The sequence below is a fragment of the Kitasatospora sp. MAA4 genome, assembly GCF_029893355.1.
Classification (GTDB): Bacteria; Actinomycetota; Actinomycetes; order Streptomycetales; family Streptomycetaceae; genus Kitasatospora.
The window spans coordinates 86,192-104,100 of sequence record NZ_JARZAI010000021.1 but is presented as its reverse complement, the minus strand read 5'-3'; the positions used below and the strand labels follow the sequence as shown (position 1 = coordinate 104,100).

The 17,909-nt window shown below is 73.8% G+C and carries 15 protein-coding genes; 4 read left to right on the top strand and 11 right to left on the bottom strand.

The features are described from left to right. Positions 1–4: 4 nt before the first annotated feature. From P3T37_RS26145 to P3T37_RS26120, 6 genes are all read right to left on the bottom strand, one after another. The gene (locus P3T37_RS26145) at positions 5–985 is read right to left on the bottom strand and encodes an ABC transporter ATP-binding protein (RefSeq protein ID WP_280726323.1); all 981 of its coding nucleotides are present in this window, start codon (positions 983–985) and stop codon (positions 5–7) included. Then, the gene (locus P3T37_RS26140) at positions 982–3,972 is read right to left on the bottom strand and encodes an FtsX-like permease family protein (RefSeq protein WP_280726321.1); all 2,991 of its coding nucleotides are present in this window, start codon (positions 3,970–3,972) and stop codon (positions 982–984) included. Before P3T37_RS26140 ends, P3T37_RS26145 begins: the two co-directional genes overlap by 4 nt. Next, positions 3,969–7,319 carry an FtsX-like permease family protein gene (locus tag P3T37_RS26135; RefSeq protein WP_280726320.1) on the bottom strand — a complete coding sequence of 1,117 codons (3,351 nt, stop codon included), beginning with the start codon at positions 7,317–7,319 and terminating at the stop codon, positions 3,969–3,971. The genes P3T37_RS26140 and P3T37_RS26135 overlap by 4 nt, the downstream gene beginning before the upstream one ends. A gap of 155 nt (positions 7,320–7,474) precedes the next feature. Continuing rightward, positions 7,475–7,879 (bottom strand): globin, encoded by a 405-nt coding sequence (locus tag P3T37_RS26130; RefSeq protein ID WP_280726318.1) that lies wholly within the window; start codon positions 7,877–7,879, stop codon positions 7,475–7,477. A 71-nt stretch (positions 7,880–7,950) separates the two neighbouring features. Continuing rightward, positions 7,951–9,063: an ABC transporter permease gene (locus tag P3T37_RS26125; protein ID WP_280726317.1), complete on the bottom strand. Its 1,113-nt coding sequence runs from the start codon at positions 9,061–9,063 to the stop codon at positions 7,951–7,953. After that, a complete protein-coding gene (locus P3T37_RS26120) occupies positions 9,060–9,911 on the bottom strand; it encodes an ABC transporter ATP-binding protein (RefSeq protein WP_348533283.1) in 852 nt (283 codons plus the stop codon). The genes P3T37_RS26125 and P3T37_RS26120 overlap by 4 nt, the downstream gene beginning before the upstream one ends. A gap of 180 nt (positions 9,912–10,091) precedes the next feature. Here P3T37_RS26120 and P3T37_RS26115 point away from each other — a divergent pair, with 180 nt between their 5' ends. Further along, positions 10,092–11,540 carry a prolyl oligopeptidase family serine peptidase gene (locus P3T37_RS26115; protein ID WP_280726315.1) on the top strand — a complete coding sequence of 483 codons (1,449 nt, stop codon included), beginning with the start codon at positions 10,092–10,094 and terminating at the stop codon, positions 11,538–11,540. A 7-nt stretch (positions 11,541–11,547) separates the two neighbouring features. On the opposite strand, the gene P3T37_RS26110 is transcribed toward P3T37_RS26115, so the two are convergent. Next, entirely contained in the window at positions 11,548–12,522 is a 975-nt protein-coding gene (locus P3T37_RS26110; protein WP_280726314.1) for a magnesium transporter CorA family protein, read from the bottom strand. A gap of 35 nt (positions 12,523–12,557) precedes the next feature. Beyond that, positions 12,558–13,031, bottom strand: coding sequence for a carboxymuconolactone decarboxylase family protein (locus tag P3T37_RS26105; RefSeq protein WP_280726313.1), 474 nt, complete (start codon positions 13,029–13,031; stop codon positions 12,558–12,560). Between the two features lie 47 nt (positions 13,032–13,078). Between P3T37_RS26105 and P3T37_RS26100 the strand changes: the two genes are divergently transcribed. After that, the gene (locus P3T37_RS26100; protein WP_280726312.1) at positions 13,079–14,566 is read left to right on the top strand and encodes a PLP-dependent aminotransferase family protein; all 1,488 of its coding nucleotides are present in this window, start codon (positions 13,079–13,081) and stop codon (positions 14,564–14,566) included. Here the strand turns inward: P3T37_RS26100 and P3T37_RS26095 are convergent. After that, the gene (locus P3T37_RS26095; RefSeq protein ID WP_280726311.1) at positions 14,488–14,994 is read right to left on the bottom strand and encodes an NUDIX domain-containing protein; all 507 of its coding nucleotides are present in this window, start codon (positions 14,992–14,994) and stop codon (positions 14,488–14,490) included. The genes P3T37_RS26100 and P3T37_RS26095 overlap by 79 nt on opposite strands. A 41-nt stretch (positions 14,995–15,035) precedes the next feature. Between P3T37_RS26095 and P3T37_RS26090 the strand changes: the two genes are divergently transcribed. Continuing rightward, positions 15,036–15,437, top strand: coding sequence for a VOC family protein (locus P3T37_RS26090; protein ID WP_280726309.1), 402 nt, complete (start codon positions 15,036–15,038; stop codon positions 15,435–15,437). Here P3T37_RS26090 and P3T37_RS26085 read toward each other — a convergent pair. Beyond that, entirely contained in the window at positions 15,398–16,441 is a 1,044-nt protein-coding gene (locus P3T37_RS26085; RefSeq protein ID WP_280726308.1) for a helix-turn-helix domain-containing protein, read from the bottom strand. The genes P3T37_RS26090 and P3T37_RS26085 overlap by 40 nt on opposite strands. A 122-nt stretch (positions 16,442–16,563) precedes the next feature. Here P3T37_RS26085 and P3T37_RS26080 point away from each other — a divergent pair, with 122 nt between their 5' ends. Next, positions 16,564–17,073: a carbonic anhydrase gene (locus tag P3T37_RS26080; protein ID WP_280726306.1), complete on the top strand. Its 510-nt coding sequence runs from the start codon at positions 16,564–16,566 to the stop codon at positions 17,071–17,073. A gap of 35 nt (positions 17,074–17,108) precedes the next feature. Here P3T37_RS26080 and P3T37_RS26075 read toward each other — a convergent pair whose 3' ends face one another. Continuing rightward, the gene (locus P3T37_RS26075) at positions 17,109–17,702 is read right to left on the bottom strand and encodes a phosphotransferase (protein ID WP_280726305.1); all 594 of its coding nucleotides are present in this window, start codon (positions 17,700–17,702) and stop codon (positions 17,109–17,111) included. Positions 17,703–17,909: the final 207 nt, after the last annotated feature.

Genomic DNA, 17,909 nt, shown 5'->3' with positions numbered 1-17,909 from the left:
AGCGTCAAGCCGGCTCGTTGTGCGGGTGCACGGTGATGTGGTCGGTGCCCAGGTTGAGCGCGACGCGGTGCCGGATGCCGAGCGCCTCCAGGAACTCCCGTGGGAGCTGGACGCGCCCGCTGCGGTCCAGCATCGCGTACTCGGTGTGGCTGGTGTGCCGGGCACCGTCGTCGCCGGTGAGGGTGTGCCGCAGGATCTCGGTGCTGGTACGCCCGTCGCGGACGGCGACGGTGCGGCGCACCTCGCCGGCCACCATCGGGTCGTGCGTCACGATGACGACGGTCGTGCCGAGTTCCTGGTTGACGGTGCGGAACGCCTGGAAGATCCCGTCGGCGGTCTCGGTGTCGAGCTCGCCGGTGGGTTCGTCGGCGAGCAGCAGCGCCGGGTTGTTGGCCAGCGCGACGGCGATCGCCACCCGCTGCTGCTCCCCGCCGGAGAGCTGGGCCGGCCGGCGGTCGGCGAGGTGGCCGATCCCGAGGGTCTCCAGCAGCTGATTGGTGCGGTTGGCGCGCTGCTTGCCGAGACCGGGGCTGAAGCGACGCCCGTTGAGCTGCATCGGCAGGGTGACGTTCTGCGCGGCGGTCAGGAAGGGCATCAGGTTGCGGGCGGTCTGCTGCCAGACGAAGCCGATGGTGTGGCGCCGGTAGTCGAGCCGCTGCCGCGAGGTCATCTGCAGCAGGTCGTTGCCGTCGACGGTGGCGGAGCCGGCCGTCGGGGCGTCCAGGCCGGCCAGGATGTTGAGCAGCGTGGACTTGCCGCTGCCGGAGGCGCCGACCAGCGCGACCAGGTCGCTCTTGGTGACGGTCAGGTCCAGGCCCTGGAGGGCCTGGACCTCGACGGTGTCGGTGGTGAAGATGCGGACCAGGCGGTCGCAGACGATGACGGCGTCGTGGCTGTACGTGGGGACGTCCCGGGAGGCCTTGGCGCGCCGCTGGAGCTCCTCGTACGTGGGCTCAGCGGGCTTGTCGGTCTCGGTGCTGCTCACTGCTGTTCACCTGCTCTCAGTTCGGTGTTGATCTGCCGCCGTCCGGAGATCGCGGTCTCCACGCACACCACCACGACGGCCAGGGCGGCCAGCGCCGCCGCCTGCTGGAGGACCGGGAGCACCGCCGGTTGCAGGCCGCCGGTCACCGTGGCGCCGTCCATCGCCGACAGGTCGATCGACCGGCCGAGCAGCGGCACCGCGAGGCAGGCGATGCCCGCACCGGCCACGGCGGCGATCAGCGCCTGCGGTAGCGCCTCGATCAGGATCAGTGCCAGGCCCTGCCGGGGCCGCAGGCCCATGGTGCGCAACCGGGCCAGCAGGGCGGCCCGTTCGGGTGCCGCGCGGAGCAGGGTGAGCAGCAGCGAGAGCACGGTGAAGCCGGCGGCGCCGCCCACCGAACCCCAGAACAGCCGGGTGGCCGCGCGCTCCAGCGGGTCGGCGCCGAGCAGTCGGGTGTAGCTCGCGCGGGTGAGGATGGTGTACGAGGAGTCCGTGAACACCTCGTCCGGAGACGGCGTCCCGGGTGTGCTCGTCGTCGGGATCTGGCGGGGATCGCCGCCGGCCACGGCAAGGGCTACCGGGTCCGGCGGCTGGGCGGGCCGTGCGGCGTCGAGCCTGCTCAGCAGCGCCCGCAGCGGCGCGGCCTCCAGGCTGCTGCCGCCGCCGGTGCCGAACCAGGTGGTCGGGTGGTCCCACAGCGGCTGGGCGCCGGGCAGTTGGCGCAGCACGGCCGGGCCGGAGACCAGCAGCACCGGCTTGTCGCCGCCGCCGTTCGGCAGGGCCGGCGTGCCGTCCACCGTGCCGACCACCTTCAGGCTCAACCGGCCGTACGGGAGCGGTAGTTCGGTGAAGTTCAAGCCGTCGCCCAGTCGGGCGGCCAGCTGCGGGCTGGCCAGCGCGGGCACCGGGTCGCCCGGTGCGGAGCCCGCGTCGGAGAGCTGCGCGGGGTCGAACCGTCCGATGCCGATGTGCCGGGCCAGCGCGGCGTAGGACGTCGGGTCCACGATCACCAGGCTGACGCCCGCGACCGCGCCGACCGGCGCGACCCCGTCCACCACCGCGGTGGTGCCGCCCCGCACACCCGGCAGCGCGGCGGCGGCCGCGGCGAAGCCCGGCGGCAGCCCGTCCGGCCGGATCGCCTCCACCTGGGCGTCCCCGCCCACGAGTTGGCGCACCGCCTGGATGCGCCCGGCGTCGGCGGAGGCGAGCACGGTGACGCCGAAACCGGCCGTGGTCACCGCCAGCAGCAGGGCCAGCAGCGGCAGGACGGTCGGGGTGCGCCGCCCGCCGCCCGACCCGCGGGCGACCCGGGCCAGCCCGAGGAACCCGATCGCTCCCGGTCGGCGCCGCGCCCAGCGCGCGGCGGGCGCCAGCAGCAGCGGGAAGAGCCGGGCCAGCAGGATCGCCCCGGCCACGGCCAGCAGCAGGGGAGCCGCGCTCAGCAGCAGGTCCAGGCTGGTCCCGGGCGCCGCCGCACCGCGCCGCCGGAGCGCCAGGACGGCCGCCGCGGCCGCCGCCAGCACGGCCGCCTCGGCGATCAGCCGCCGCGGATCGCCGATCCGCAGCCTGCTACGGCCGCGCCGGGCGCCGCCGCCCGCCGTACCGCCCGCCCCGCGGCGCAGTCGGGCGCCCCACAGCAGGCCGACCGCGCGCAGCGGGAAGGCCAGCAGCGCGAGCAGGCCGACCGCGCCGCCGGCCAGCACCGCCGCCGTCCACCGCTGGGTCGGCAGCAGCCGCAGCGCCAGCGCCGTGCCCGCCACCGCGGCCGGCGCCACCACCAGCACGCTCTCGCCCAGCAGCCGCGCGCCGATGCCGCGCAGCGAGCCGCCGCGGGCCCGTACCAGCACGAGTTCGGCCCGTCGCCGGTCGGCGGCCAGCGCGGCGGCCAGCAGCAGGACCACCAGCGCGACGGCGCCCGCGCCCAGCGGACCGATCGCGTACAGCGCCGCCGCGGCCGACTGCTCCTGCTGGGCCTGCGTCAGCAGGCCGGGCAGCATCGAGCTGAGCTGTAGCCCGGGGACTCCGGACTGCTGCGGCAGCGCGTCCGCGTGGGCGCCGTCCAGCGCCGAGGCGAGCACCGACTGCGCCCGGCCCAACTGGTGGGCGGGCAGGCCGTTCGGCTCGGCCGGGATCTGCCAGAACAGTTCGGCGCTGCCCTGCCAGTAGGGCAGCACCGGGAGTTGGGCGGCGCCGACCAGCGCGCTCGCACTCCAGTAGAGCGCGGGCGGGTCCAGGGCCGTCGCGGGCTTCGTGCTCAGGCAGGGGCCGGTCAGACAGGTGGTGGCGCTCCAGAACGGGCTCTGGGCGTCGAGGGGTTGGAAGATCCCGACCACCACGGCGTGCACTGCGGGCGCGTCGTCGTGCAGCAGGGTCGGTGACGCGGTGCTCAGCACCGCGCCGACCGTGACCCCGAGCCGGTCGGCGGTCTCCTTGGACAGCGCGATCTGGTAGCTGGTGGTGTAGCCGTTGGCGTTGACGAGCGCTGCGGCGGTCGGCAGCGTCCCGGCGACCAGGCGGACCTGGTCGGCCTGCCCGTGCAGGTAGAACAGCTTCAGCTCGGGGAGGAGGCCGTCGGGGCGCGGCAGGGCGGGGTCGGTCAGCACCCGGACGCCGGTGGTGCGCCCGCCGACGGTGTCCTCGGCGGCGGGAGCCGGACGCAGCGGAGCGCCGAGGTCGGCCCGGATCGCCTGGGCGCCGGCGGTGAGGCGGGTGTCGCTGTAGTAGGCGCGCACCTGGTCGGGGTCCGGGTCGCCGGAGGAGGGCATCGTGGCCCGGGCCACCAGGCTGCGGCCCAGCGGGGCGCTGCCGCTCAGCAGCCCGCTGACCGCCCGGTCGGCGTCGCGGTCCAGCGTGCGGGGGAGCGCGGTGGCCAGGAAGGCGGTGCCGAGCACCAGGACGGCCAGCAGCAGCGCGGCGGCCCGGCTGGTGCGCAGGCGGGTGCGCACCCACGGCGCCGTCGTGCGCCCGGAGGGCTTCAGCGGGTTCATGTGTCCTCCGAGTAGCGCAACCGGGCGGCGGTATCGGCGGCACGGGTCGGTTTGAGCACGGCTCGTACGGTCAGCAGGACGGGCAGCGCGGCGACCGCGAGCAGCAGCAGGGCGACCTGGTCCGGCGGCAGTTGCACCAGCACCGCGGGGACCGGCCGGTGCGCGGTCGGGGTGAGCACCACCAGCGGCACCACCAGGCGGACCAGCAGCGTGCCCAGGCCCGCGCCGACGCCCAGCCCGAGCACGATCAGCAGCGCCTGCTCGGCGGCGGTGGTCCGAGCCAGCCGGCGTTGCGGGGTGCCGAGCGCGCGCAGCACCGCGAACTCCGCGGCGCGCTCGCCGGCCGCTCCGGCCGCCCCGGCGGCGAAGCCGATCGCGGCGATCGCGGCGGCGATCACGCTGAGCGCGAGCAGGGCGCTCTGCGGCGCCGCGCCCAGCGGGTCGGTGCGCAGGGCGGCGGCCTGTTCGGAGTCGACCTGGAACAGCGCGGAGGCGTTGCTCGACCGCAGCGCGGCGGCGGCCCGGGCGGGCTGCGGGTCGGTGGGGCTGTCGCCGGGCAGCCACCACTCGGTCGGGGTGAGGGCCGGCTGGCGGGCGGCGGTGATGACCCGGTCGATCGAGGCCAGGTCGGCCAGCAGCCCGGCGCCGGTGCCGCCGGGCTCCTCGCCGTTCAGGGTGGGCAGGCCGCGGACGGCGGCCACGATGTGGAATCGCACGGTGCTGGTGTCGAACTGGACGGGCACGGTCTGGCCGACCGCCGACCCGGTGGCGTGCAGGTAGTCGTCGGTGGCGACGGCGTCCACGGTGCTCGGGACGGGCGCCGGCCCGCCGTCCGGGCCGGCGGCGCCGATCACCGCGGTGCTGCCCTGGCCGCCCGCACCGGCGCTGTAGACGAGGTTCAGCGGGGCCTGCGCGCTGATCTGCTCCGCGCAGGTGGTGGTGTCGGACCGGCTGCCGGACTGGTCGGTGTTCGACGAGCCGAGGCAGCGCACCGACCACCGCAGGTCGGCGGGCGCGGCGGCGGTGGTGGCCGGCCCGGTCGGGGTGTCCGCGCCGGCGATCCGGCGCAGGGTCAGGGCCAGACTGAACGCGCTCCAGTCGGGCTCCCGGTAGCTGCTCTCGACGCCGGTCAGGGTGAGCGGGTAGGCGGCGGAGCCCAGCGGCAGGCCGACGAGGGGGCCGAGGTCCACCGAGACCGTTGCGTCGCCGTCGTGCGGCAGGGCCGGGACCGCCACCTCGTACGGCACCCCGAAGCGGTCGCGCAGCTCGAGGCGCAGGGTCGGGCCCGGCGGCGGGGTGTCGTCCTGCGAGGAGTCCTGGTGGGACCGGCTGTCCGGTTCGGTGGTCCGCACCGAGACGTCCAGGTCGATCCGGACCGGCTTGCCCGGCAGGACGATCCCGCCGGCGGCCCCGGCCGGGACCGGTGCGGCCAGCGGCCCGAACAGCTGCTGCGGGGTGTGCCCGTCCGTCAGGTCGGGGCGGACCCGGACGTAGCGCGCGGCCGCGGCGCTGTCCAGCGCGAGCAGCACGCCGGACTTCCCGTTCTTCAGCGGCAGTTGCTGCCGGGAGACCGGCACCAGCCGTTCGCCGCCGGGCAGCGCGCCGAGCACGCCGCCCTGGCCGAGCGAGGGGAGCGCGGTGCTGGTCACCCGCAGGCCGCCGGCCGTCGCGCTCTCGGCCTGGTCGCTCTGCGAACGGTTCCAGGTGGCGCCCTGACCGATCGCCAGCATGCCCGTCGCGACGGCGAGCACCAGCAGCAGCACCGGGCCGGACTGCCGTGCGGGCCGCCGCGCGAACTGCCAGCCGGCCAGCGCGGCGGCCAGCCCGCGGCCCCGGGGGGCCAGCCGCTCGCCGATCCGCGCCACGAACGGGAGCACCCGCAGCACCAGCAGGGTGCCCGCGCAGAGCGCCAGGGTGGGCGCGGTGACCAGCACCGGGTCGATTCCGAGCCGTCCGCTCGCGTCGGCGGAGAGCGCGCCGCCGCCGTAGTGCGCGAGCTGGAGGTAGGCCAGCACCGCGAGGGCGATCAGCGCCAGGTCCGCGCCGGAGCGGGCCAGCCCGGAGACCAGCGCCTGGCGCCGGCCGGCGCGCCGCAGCGCGACCGAGGCCGCCGCGCGCAGCGCGGTGGGCGCCAGCACCCCGACCACGCAGCAGCAGCCGACGGCCAGCGACACCGCCCAGTCGCCGAGCGACAGTCCGCTGCCGAGCCGTACCCCGGCTGCGGCCAGCGGGCCGTACGAGCCGAGCAGGTCGAAGAGCAGCGGGGTGAGCAGCGGGCCGAGCAGCACGGCGGGCAGTGCGAGCAGCACGGCTTCGGCGGCGCTCAGCGCGACCATCCGGCTGCGGGCCGCGCCGCGCGCGGTGAGCAGCGCGTTCTCGGCCTGCTGACGCTCGCTCAGCAGCCGGGTGACCAGCAGCAGCGCGGCGCCGGCCAGCACCACCAGTTGCAGCGCGCCGATCAGCAGCGTCGAGCGGGCCACCAGTAGGTCGGAGCGCAACTCGTCCAGGGCTGCGGGTAGTTGGCTGGTGGCGTGCAGGCCGTAGTCGGCCTGGGCGTCGGCGGTCGCGGTGGCCACCCGGGTGCGCAGCGCGCCGAGGTCGGCGGTGCCGATCCGGCTGAAGTCCGCGGTGATCAGCCAGTGCTGGTCGTGCTGGGTGGCGGCGCCGCTGGTGAACGCGGTGTCGTCGGTGAGCAGCGGGCCGTAGCTGGTGAAGCCGTTGACCTGTAGGCCGTGCCCGCCAAGCGGGTCCAGCTGCCAGTACGGGTCGCCGGCATCCAGCGGGTGGTAGCTGCCGGTGACGGTGACGCTGAGCGCTGCGCCGGTGTAGCGGTCGGCGAGCTGGAGGCGGGCCGGCAGCGCCTGCGGGGTCAGGCCGAGCCGGGCCATCGCGATGTCCGGGACGGCGACCTCGGTCGGCGCGCCGCTGCCGGCGGCGGGCGCGGGCAGCCGCCCGGAGGTCAGCCGGACCCGGGCGGGGTCCAGCGTGGCGAGCACGGTGAGGTCGGGGTAGGCGCCGACCGGACCGGCGCCGGGCGGCAGCCCGTACGGGTTGCTGACGGCGAGTTCGCGGATCGGGGCGGCATGGGCGCCGAAGAGGTCGGCGGCGAGCCGGCGGGCCTTCCGGTCGGCGTCCGCCCGCCCGTCGAGCGCGAGATTCGCGTCGACCTGGACGGTCGCCTGGGCCCGCTCGCGGCTGCCGAGCGCCCGTTGCAGGCCGGCGTCGCCGACACCGCCGTCGAAGGCCGAGAGCGCGGTGAGCACCCCCGCCGTCAGCAGGACGGTGAGCAACGCGGCACCGGCCAGGGCCAGTCGGCTGCGCAGTCTGCGCAGGACGAAGCCGCCCATCGCGTCAGTCCCCTCCCCCGACCGGACTCCGCCGTACGGAATCAGGCGTACCGAATATCGGGCGATGGTGTCAGAGCGGGCAGCCGGGTAGAAGGGGCTGGTTTGAAGAGTGTCCCAACGGGCACATCGGGCCGCCGGGTGTCACCGATCGGCGGTTACTCGGCGGAGTTGACCATCGACGCTGCGGCATAGGTGAGGTAGTCCCACAGCTGCCGCTCGGCCTCCGGGGCGAGCTCCAACTCGTCCAGCGCGACCCGCATGTGGTGCAGCCAGGCGTCGTGCGCGGCGCGGTCGACCTTGAACGGTGCGTGCCGCATGCGCAGTCGCGGGTGGCCGCGCTCGTCGCTGTAGGTCCGCGGGCCGCCCCAGTACTGCATCAGGAACAGCGCGAGCCGCTCCTCGGCCGGACCGAGATCCTCCTCGGGGTACATCGGCCGCAACAGCTCGTCCGCGGCCACCCCCTGGTAGAAGCGGTGCACCAGCCGGCGGAAGACGGGCTCGCCGCCGACCGCCTCGAAGAAGCTCTCCTCGTGCAGCGTTCCCCGCTGGATCTCGTTCACCCGACCATCGTCGCAGACGCCCGCGGGGCCGTACACCGGGACTTCCGGCGTACGACCCCGCGCGACTGGCGTCAGGCGTCGTCCCAGTTGAACAGGCGCAGCGCGATCAGCGTCATCACCGCGGCGAAGGCGAGCAGGCCGCCCATCGCCGGCAGGGCGTCCATCACTCCGCCGCCGCGGCTCAGCACCGACTGGGCGGCGGTGACCAGGTAGTGCAGCGGGAACACCTTCGAGAGGCTCTGCAGCCAGCCCGGGGAGTTGTCCAGCGGGAAGAACGAGCCGGAGAGGAAGGACATCGGCAGGATGATCAGCTGGTTGATCCCGTTGGCCGCCTCCTCGGTCTTCGCGAAGGCGCCGGTGACCAGCCCGATCGACATGAAGGCGAGGGTCGCGCAGAGCACCAGCGGGACCACCAGCCACCAGTTGCCGGTCAGTTTCAGCCCGAACGCCGGTGTGGTGGCGACCGCCAGGAAGATCGCCGTCTGGGTCAGCGCGACCAGCAGGCTGACCGCGACCCGCGAGCCGACCACCGCCGCCACACTCACCGGTGCCAGCCGCAGCCGCCGCAGCACCCGCTTCTTGCGCCAGTTCACCAGGGTGAGCGAGGCGCCGAAGATCGCGCCGGTGGCGATCGCCCAGCCCAGCAGGCCGGGGGTGAGGAACTGGATCGGCTTGAGCGAGTTGTCCTCGACCGAGGCGGTCGTCAGGGTGTACTTCGCCGGCTGGTGGGTGGCGTCCTGGTTGGCCTGCTGGACGACGGAGTTCAGCACGGCCTGCACGGCGCCGGCCTTGACCTGGTCCGAGGCGCTGAAGTGCAGCACCGGCTGGCCGTCCGGACCGGTCTCGATCAGCGCGTCCAGGGTGCCCTTGCGCACCTTCTCCAGGCCGGTCGCCTCGTCGGGGACCTTGGTGATGGTGAGCACCTTGTCCAGGTCCGCCCGGCCCGGGCCCTGGATGTCGTCCAGCACCTGCACCGGTCCGAACTGGGCGACCTTGACGTGCGGGCTGGTGGCGCCCTTGAAGAGGACGCCGAACATCACCAGGAAGATCAGCGGCATCAGCAGCACGAAGAAGAGCGCCATCCGGTCCCGGACGAACGCCACGATCATCACGCGCGACAGGTTGAGGAACGCGCTGGCCCGTTCCTTCTCGACCTTCTCGACCGCGGGAGCGGCAGTGCTCATGCCCGGTACTCCCGTCCGGTCAGGTGGAGGAAGACGTCCTCCAGGGTGGCGCCGCGCACTTCGAGGCCGCGCAGGGCGCCCTGGTCGGCGAGCACGGTGAGGATCGGGCCGGGAGCCCTGGTGGAGACCGAGAGCGAGACGCCGTTGTCCTCCAGGTTGGCGATCTCGGCGCCGGCCGCGGTGAACAGCTCGCGCGCCGCCTCGGCGCCGAGCTGGCCGGACTCCACGCTGACCCGCACGGTGTCGTCCAGGTCCCGGACCAGCGCGGCCGGGGCACCGGTGCGCAGCACCTTGCCGTGGTCCATCACCGAGACCCGGTCGCAGAGGATCTCCGCCTCGTCCAGGTAATGGGTCGTCAGGACCACCGTGCGGCCCTCGGCGTTGATGTCCTTCAGCAGGTCCCAGAGGTTGCGGCGGGCCTGCGGGTCGAGGCCGGTGGTCGGCTCGTCCAGGAAGACCAACTCGGGGTCGTGCGCCAGGGCGCAGGCGATCGAGAGCCGCTGCGCCTGACCGCCGGACATCTTGTCGGTCAGGATGCCCGCGGAGTCGGTCAGCCCGACCCGCTCCAGCATCGCGTCCGCCCGCTTGGGGCCGACGCCGTAGAAGGAGGCGAAGGTGCGGATGGTCTCACGCGCCGTCAGCTTGTCGAAGAAGGCGGAGGCCTGGAACTGCACCCCGATCCGCGGCAGCAGGGCCTTGTTGCGCGGCCAGGGCGCCATGCCCAGCAGCTCGACCCGGCCCTCGTCGGGCTCGCGGATCCCCTCCAGGATTTCCAGTGTGGTGGTCTTGCCCGCGCCGTTCGGGCCGAGCAGACCGTAGAACTCGCCAGTCTCGACGGTGAGTGACACCCCGTCGACAGCCTGGACATCCCCGTACCGCTTCCGGATTCCTTCAGCGGATATTGCTGTTGTCATGAGGGCAGACCCTATCTTCGAGCCCCCGCATCCGGGCTTACGGGGGCCAGCCCCCGCCCGCGGACGCCTGCCGCCACCATGGAGCGCCGCTGCGCCGATCGCCAGTCTTGGACCATGACGCGATTCAGTCGTTCCTCGAAGACCGCCCGCTGGAAAGCGCTGTGGGTGGCCGTCCTGACGGCGTTACTGGCGGTGGCGCTCTCCTCGTGCGGGGTCCCGCGCGGCGGCGGCACGTCACTGTCGTTTCCCGGCCTCAGCACGACGGAGGTGTCCTTCACCGGGAACGGGGGAGTGACCCTGCACGGCAGTGTGGTGGCGCCGCCCGCCGACGGCACCGCACATCCGGCCGTCGTGCTCGTCCAGGGCGCTGGACCCGTCACCCGCGGGGAGTTCGCCGCCGAGGCCGAGGCGTTCGCCCGCCGAGGCATCGTCACCCTGGTCTACGACAAGCGGACGGCCGGGTACTCCTCGGTGCACCGGGACTACTCCGTGCTCGCCGACGACGCGCTCGCGGGGGTGCTCCTGCTGCGGGCCCGACCGGGGGTGGATCCGGCGCGGACCGGGATCTGGGGGCTCAGCGAAGGCGCCTGGGTGGCCGCGCTCGCGGCGGACCGCTCCACCGACGTGTCGTTCCTGGTCACCGTCGGCGCGGTGGGCCTCTCCCCGGCCCGGCAACAGGCTTGGAGCTACGGCGAGTTCCTCCAGCACGCCGGGGTGTCGGGGTCGCTGCGGCAGATGATGCAGAACACCGGCGTGCGCCAGACCGTCGCCGCCGGCCTGTTCCCGGAGGCCGACTACGACCCCGTCCCGTCCTGGGAGCAGGTCCGGCAGCCGGTGCTCGCGTTGTGGGGGACGCTGGACCGCGAGGCGGCGCCGGTGGAGAGCTCCGGCATCGTCCGGCAGGCCCTGGAGCGCGGTGGCAACACCGACTGGACGATCCGGTTCGTTCCCGGGGCCCGGCACGACCTGCACGTCACCGCCGACGGCGGGTTCGACCGGCCCGACGGCCTCGCGCCCGGCAGCGCCGACCTGGTCGCGTCCTGGATCGACGGTCGGCCGGTGCCGGCCGGTGCGGCGCCGCCGCAGCAGGACCGGGTCAGCAGCGCGCTTGCCCCGCTCGCCTGGTACGAGTCGCCCTGGGGGCAGCTCGGCGCGCTGGTCCTGTTCGCACTCGCCTTCCTCGGCTACCCGCTGACGGCCGCGGTGCGGCGGATCCGCAGGGTCCGCGTGGCCACGCGGACACCGCTGCCGACCCGCGGCGCCGCGCGCCTGCTCGCCGTGTTCGGCGCGGCCACCGTGCTCGGCTGGCTGGGCTACTTCCTCTTCCTGGTGCTCACCGCGGCCGGGTTCGTCGGGCCCGTCGTGCTGGGCCGGCCGCTCCCCTGGCTGGTCCTGCAACTCCTCGCCGTCTGCACCGTCCTGGCCACGGCGAGAACGGCCCGGGTGTCCTGGCTGCACCGCACCGAGCTCGGCCGGGGCGCCCGGTGCCGGCTGGGACTCCTGATCACCGCCGGTGCGGTCTTCGTGCCGTGGGCGCTGTACTGGGGTCTGCTGAGGCCGTAGCCGGGCTTCAGATCCAGTCCTTGCGCTTGAAACTGACGTACAGCACGGCGGAGAGCACGACGGTGAGGCCCGTGGAGAGCAGGAAGCCCCATTCGGTGCCGAAGCCCGGGTAGGGGACGTTCTGCCCGTAGAAGCCGGTGATGGCGGTGGGGACGGCGATGATCGAGGCCCAGCTGGTGACCTTCTTCATGATCAGGTTCATCCGGTTGCCCTGGACCGTGAGGTTGGTCTCCATGATCGAGGTGACCATGTCGCGCAGCGACTCGGTCCACTCGGTGGCCCGCAGGACGTGGTCGTAGATGTCCTGGTAGTAGGGCATCAGCGGGTCGCCGACGATGTGCAGGTCGCGGCGGAGCAGGCTGTTCACCACCTCGCGCATCGGCAGGACCACCCGGCGCAGCCGTACCAGGCTCTTGCGCAGCTCGAAGGAGCGGCGCTGGACCGACTCGATCTCCTTGGCGCTGTCCTCGAACAGGATGTCCTCGACCTCCTCTATCCGGTCGTCGAGCTCCTGGACGGCGGTGAAGTGGCTGTCCACGACGAAGTCGAGCAGGCCGTACAGCAGGAAGCCGACGCCGTGCTTGACCAGGTCCGGGGTGTCGTCCCAGCGCGCGACCACCTGCTCGATGTCGAAGCCGTCGTCCTTGCGGACGGTGATCAGCGCGGTGTCGGTGATGAAGGCCGAGACCTCGCTGCTCGTCAGCTGGCCGGTCTCCTGGTCGATGCCGATCGCGTACGCGCTCAGGAAGGAGTGCGTGCGGTAGCGGTCCAGCTTGGGGCGCTGGTGATCGTTGCGGGCGTCCTCCACGGCCAGCTCGTGCAGGCCGAACTCCTCGCTGATCATCGCGAGGTCGGCGGGACCGGGTGCGCACAGGTCCAGCCACACCAGTGCGGAGGGGTCGGAGACGTACTCGGAGATGTCCTCGACGGGGAAGTCCTCGAGCACGAGGTTGCCGCTGCGGTACAGCCTGGTTCTAGCCATGCGGGACAGGGTAACCAGCCATTGTGCGGAGTCCGTCAGCGGCCCGGGCGGAGGTCGGTGCCGGCCACCTTGGCCGAGGTGAGGGCGATCCGGTTCCAGGCGTTGATGGTGACGATCACGGCCAGCAGGCCGGCGAGTTCGTCCTCGGTGAAGTGCGCGGTGGCGCGGGCGTACACCTCCTGCGGGACGCCGCCGTGCGAGACCAGCGTGACGGCCTCGGCCAGGGCGAGCGCGGCCTGCTCCCTGGGCGTGAAGAAGTGCCCGGCCTCCGGCCAGAGGGCGACCAGGTGCAGCCGCTCCTCGCTCTCGCCGGCCTTGCGGGCGTCGGAGGTGTGCAGGTGCAGGCAGTAGGCGCAGCCGTTGAGTTGGGAGGCGCGGATCTGGACCAGCTCGACCAGCGCCGGGTCCAGGCCCTCGCGGGCGGCGGCGTCGAGGCCGACCAGCGCCCGGTACGCCTTCGGGGCGGCCTTGGCGAAGTCGATGCGGGGAGCGTCTGCGGTGTGCGTCATGACCATGAATCTAGGCGCCTCGCCGACCTTGGATAGGGTGCACTCCCGTGGCGGAATCATGGGTCAATTCGGCGCAGCGGATCGGTGCCGACCTGCACCTGGAGCTGTCCGCCGCAGGCAGTCGCCGTGCTGCCCTCGGCCAGGCGCTGCGCGAGGCCGTCCAGGACGGACGGCTGGCGCCGGGCACCCGGCTGCCGCCCTACCGCTCACTGGCCGCGGACCTCGGCCTGGCCCGGAACACGGTCGCCGAGGCCTACGCCGAGCTGGTCGCCGAGGGCTGGCTGACCGCGCGCCAGGGCTCCGGCACCCGCGTCGCGCCGCGAGCAGTGCGGCAGAAGTCGAGCCCGCCGACTTCCGCCGCTGCACCCATGGCACCCGCCGCCCCCGTGCACGACCTGCGGCAGGGCCGCCCCGACGCCGCCTCCTTCCCGCGCGCCGCCTGGCTGGCCGCCGCCCGCCGTTCGCTGAACACCGCGCCCAACGAGGCGTTCGGCCCCGGCGACCCGCAGGGACGGATCGAACTGCGCCGCGCGCTCGCCGACTACCTCGCCCGCGCCCGCGGGGTGCGCACCGCACCCGAGCGGATCGTGGTCTGCTCGGGCGTCGCCCACGCCCTGCGGCTGCTGTTCGGCGGCGGGGTGCTGCGCGGACCGCTGGCCGTCGAGGCGTACGGGCTCCCCTTCCACCGCTCGGTCCTGGCGGCGGCCGCGGTCCGCACGGTGCCGCTGGAGGTGGACGAACTCGGCGCCCGGGTGGCGGAGTCGGCCGGCGTGCGCAACGTGCTGCTCACGCCCACCCACCAGTTCCCGACCGGCGTACCGCTGCACCGCGAGCGGCGCGCCGCCGTCGTCGACCGGGCCCGCGCCCGCGACGGGCTGATCGTCGAGGACGACTACGACGGCGAGTTCCGCTACGACCGCGAACCGGTCGGCGCCGTCCAGGGACTGGACCCCGAACGGGTGGTGTACCTCGGCTCGGTCAGCAAGAGCCTGTCCCCGGCGGTGCGCCTGGGCTGGATGGTCCTCCCCGAGCACCTGGTCCCCGCCGTGCTGGCCGTCAAGGGCGAACGGGAAGCCTGGGCGAGCGTGCTCGACCAGCTCACCCTGGCCGAGTTCATCGCCTCGGGCCACTACGACCGCCACGTCCGCCGGATGCGCCAGCACTACCGCCGGCGCCGCGACCGGCTGGTCGCGGCGCTCGCCGAACACGCCCCGCAGATCGCCCCCATCGGCATCGCCGCCGGTCTGCACGCGGTGCTGCGCCTGCCGCCCGGCACCGAGCCCGGCACGCTGGAGGCCGCTGCCCGGCAGGGCCTGGCCCTGGACGGGCTGGCTGCCTTCCGGCACCCGGACGCCGCGCCGCTCGCCGCCGACGGCCTGGTCGTCGGCTACGCCGCCGCGCCGGAGCACGGCTACGGTGCGGCGCTGGAAGCCCTGTGCCGGGTGCTGCTGGAGCCTCAGGAGGCGTCGGGCGGCAGCACCTCGGCGAGCCCGGAGAAGGTGAAGGCCGCCTCGCCGCCACCCTCCAGCGCCTGAGCGAGCTGGGTCAGGCCGCGCGCGTCCAGCTCGGGCAGCGCGTCCAGCGGGAACCAGGCCACCTCCAGCGACTCCGAGTCGTTCACCCGGGCCCTGCCGCCGACCGCCTTGCAGCGGAAGGTGAGTTCGAGGTAGCGGGTCTGGTCGCCGTTCGCGTACGTGGTCAGCGGCGAGACGCTCACCGAGGTCAGCGACTGCGGGACGGCGATCACCCCGGTCTCCTCGAAGCACTCGCGGACAGCCGCGTCGGCCGGCTCCTCGGCCGGGTCGATGATCCCACCGGGCAGCGCCCAGGCCCCGGTGTCCGTGCGACGTCCCAGCAGCAGCCGGCCGTCGTCGTCCAGGACGACGGCGACGGCACAGGACAGCCAGAGCGGACGCGTTCCGATCAGCGTGCGCAGCTCGGTGATGAAGGGAGGAGTCGGCATGCCGATGACCCTATCCCGCCGACTGTCCTAGGCTCTCGGTCATGATCGATTCAACGACGCACGTCCGCATCGCCCGCCCGTCGCGCGACCTCGCCGCCGCCGAGCGGTTCTACGTCGACGGGCTCGGCCTGACCATCCTCTGGCGCACCACCGAGCGCGTGGCGGGCGAGCACGACCTGCTCATGGTCGGCCCGTCCGGCGGGAGTTGGCACTTCGAGCTGACCCGCGACCCGGACCACCCGCTCGACCCCGCCCCCACGGTGGACGACCTCTTCGTGCTCTACCTGGGTGAACCCGTCACCGAGGAGTTGACGGACCGCCTGCTCGCCTCCGGCGGCACCCGGGTGGCCGCGCACAACCCCTACTGGGACCAGCACGGCGTGACCGTCGCCGACCCGGACGGCTACCGCCTGGTGCTCTGCTCGCGCACCTGGAGCTCCTGAGCGGCGCGGCCTGCGCCGAACCGGCGGCGGTACTCGGCCGGGCTCAGACCCGTGTGCGCGGCGAAGAGGCGCCGGAACGTCCCCTGGTCGAGGTAGCCGACCTGTGCCATGACGTCCACCAGGCGCAGGTCGGAGCTCTCCAGCAGCGTCTTCGCCCGGCCGACCCGCACGCCCTGGAGGTAGCCGAGCGGGCTCTGGCCGGTCTCGGTCCGGAACCGGCGCAGCATCGTCCGGGTGCTCACGTGGAAGGCCGCCGCGAGTTCGGACAGGTTGTAGGGCTGCGGGGCCCGGGCGTCGAGCCACTGCATCACCTCGCCGGAGAACCGCCGACCGGTCACCGCCGCGATCGCGTCGTCCACATAGGGCGCCTGGCTGGTGCGACCACCGGGCACCAGGGTGACCCGGGCCGTCAGCCGGGCGATCTCGTCCCGCTCCTCCGCCGCCTCCCCGGCGGAGCGGCTGATCACCGCCATGGCGAGATCGAAGGCGGTGCTGAACGCCCCGGTGGTGGTGACACCCGCGTCGTCCACGAGCAGGGCCTTCCCGTCCACCGCCGCCTGCGGGTAGCGCTCGGCCAGCGCCCGCGCGAACAGCCAGGCGGTCGTCGCGCGGCGCCCGTCGAGCAGTCCGGCCTCGCCGAGGAGGAACGCCCCGAGGCAGATCGACGCGATCGGCACCGCGCGTCCGGCGACCCGGCGGATCATCTCCACCTCCCTGCCGAGGGCCCGCAGTCGGGCGTCCAGGTCCTGGGCCGGGAGCAGTTCGAAACCCGGCACGACGAGCAGGTCGAGCGCGTCGGGCACGGCGCCGACGGAGAGGGAGACGCCGCCCGAGGCGGTCACCCGGCGGCGGGCGGCCACGACCGCGACCTCGAACCTCGGCGCCGCGTCGTGGTGGAGGTGCGCGGCGATCTGGTTGGCCACCGTCAGCAGGTCGGCGAAGCCGAACACCTCCGAGGCGAAGCACCCGTCGAAGGCCAGCACGCCGACCCGATACGTGTTCATGTGGCGAGATTACCCCTCGAAGGGGGCGATCCCGCCTCTCGGCACGGCTGTGGTCACCGAGCGACGATCTTCTTCGGAGGTCGGCGCGCCACTCGCCGGCCCAGCACAGGAGGAGACCACCCATGACCGTCATCGCAGACCTGCTGCAGCGAAACAGGACCCACGCAGCCGGCCACCCCGGCCGCGCCTCGTCCCTGGTGCCGTCGCTCCAGACGGTGCTGATCACCTGCTGCGACCACCGCGCCGACCCCGCCCACGTGTTGGGCCTGCGGCTCGACGAGGCCGTGGTGATCCGCAACGAGGGCGGCCGGGTCACGCCGGACGTGCTGCGGACGCTCACCACTCTCGCCACCGTGGCCATGGTCGAGAACCTGGCCCTGGACGTCGAGATCATCGTGATGCACCACACCGACTGCGGCACCTCGCGCCTGGCAGCCCCCGAGCACACCGCCCTCGCTGCTCGGATCTTCGGCATCGCCGAGGACGAACTCGCCGCCAAGCACCTCACCGACCCGGTCGCCGCGGTGCAGGCGGACCTCGAACTCCTGCGCAGCGCCCCGTCCATCCCCGCCGGCCTGCGGCTGACCGGCCTCGTGTACGACGTGGCGACCGGCGCGGTCACACAGGTCTGAGCCCTCGGCGCGCCACGGTCGCCCAGATGCACTTCCTAGCCGTACAAGCGCGCCGTCCGCGTCCACCGCTCGGCCGCCTCTGTGAGTCTCACCCGCTGCGGCAAGGGGTCCTCAGCAGTCCGGCTGGCCCAGAACGCATGGATGGTCCGGGCAAACACGGCCAGCCGCTCCGGGTCGGCGTCGCGGTAGGCCGGGACGTGGCGGGCGACGAAGTCCGCCTGATCGGATGTGTGTCCCGCAGCGATCAGTCTGGGCACCAACAGGGCTGCGTCCGTCCACTCCGGCGCTGGGCAGGAGAGGGCCCAGTCGATCAGCCGGACACCGGAGGCGGTCACGAGGAGATTGAACTCCCCCGCGTCGGTGTGAGCCAGTGTGCTGCCATCCAACGCTCCCTCCCCGCCAGGGGGCACGAACCGGGCCAGCCGGTCACTCAGCGGCTTCTTACTGATCTCGATCGGCCACGGGTGACCCGACACGACCGTCAGCGCGTGGACGATCGGGCGCAGGTCCGGGGAGTCGGGGGCGAAGCTGGGATGCCTGCCCGCGAGTGCGCCGTACCCGTAGAGCAGCCAGCCCCCGCCCTCGGCCTGCCAGAGCAACGGCGGCGCCTGCGGAGCGACAGCAGTCACCCGTGCTTCGTGCCGGTAGACCCATGCCGTAGGACTTTCCGCCGGAGTTGCCTTGACGAAGACGGCGCCGGATCGGGTGCCCAGCATGCTGGCGAAGGCTGACATGACTCCGGCCTCCGCGCTCTGCGCGCTGAGTACCGGACCGGTGCGCTCCTGAACCGCTTCCCTTGCTTCGCGCGGGAGTTGGGTCCATTCGGTTCGCTGCGA

Bases quoted from the DNA above. Each gene is read 5' to 3' on its own strand.
- P3T37_RS26140 (WP_280726321.1), bottom strand. From the start codon at position 3,972: ATGAACCCGCTGAAGCCCTCCGGGCGCACGACGGCGCCGTGGGTGCGC.
- P3T37_RS26135 (WP_280726320.1), bottom strand. From the start codon at position 7,319: ATGGGCGGCTTCGTCCTGCGCAGACTGCGCAGCCGACTGGCCCTGGCC.
- P3T37_RS26125 (WP_280726317.1), bottom strand. From the start codon at position 9,063: ATGAGCACTGCCGCTCCCGCGGTCGAGAAGGTCGAGAAGGAACGGGCC.
- P3T37_RS26115 (WP_280726315.1), top strand. From the start codon at position 10,092: ATGACGCGATTCAGTCGTTCCTCGAAGACCGCCCGCTGGAAAGCGCTG.
- P3T37_RS26110 (WP_280726314.1), bottom strand. From the start codon at position 12,522: ATGGCTAGAACCAGGCTGTACCGCAGCGGCAACCTCGTGCTCGAGGAC.
- P3T37_RS26105 (WP_280726313.1), bottom strand. From the start codon at position 13,031: ATGACGCACACCGCAGACGCTCCCCGCATCGACTTCGCCAAGGCCGCC.
- P3T37_RS26095 (WP_280726311.1), bottom strand. From the start codon at position 14,994: ATGCCGACTCCTCCCTTCATCACCGAGCTGCGCACGCTGATCGGAACG.
- P3T37_RS26090 (WP_280726309.1), top strand. From the start codon at position 15,036: ATGATCGATTCAACGACGCACGTCCGCATCGCCCGCCCGTCGCGCGAC.
- P3T37_RS26085 (WP_280726308.1), bottom strand. From the start codon at position 16,441: ATGAACACGTATCGGGTCGGCGTGCTGGCCTTCGACGGGTGCTTCGCC.
- P3T37_RS26080 (WP_280726306.1), top strand. From the start codon at position 16,564: ATGACCGTCATCGCAGACCTGCTGCAGCGAAACAGGACCCACGCAGCC.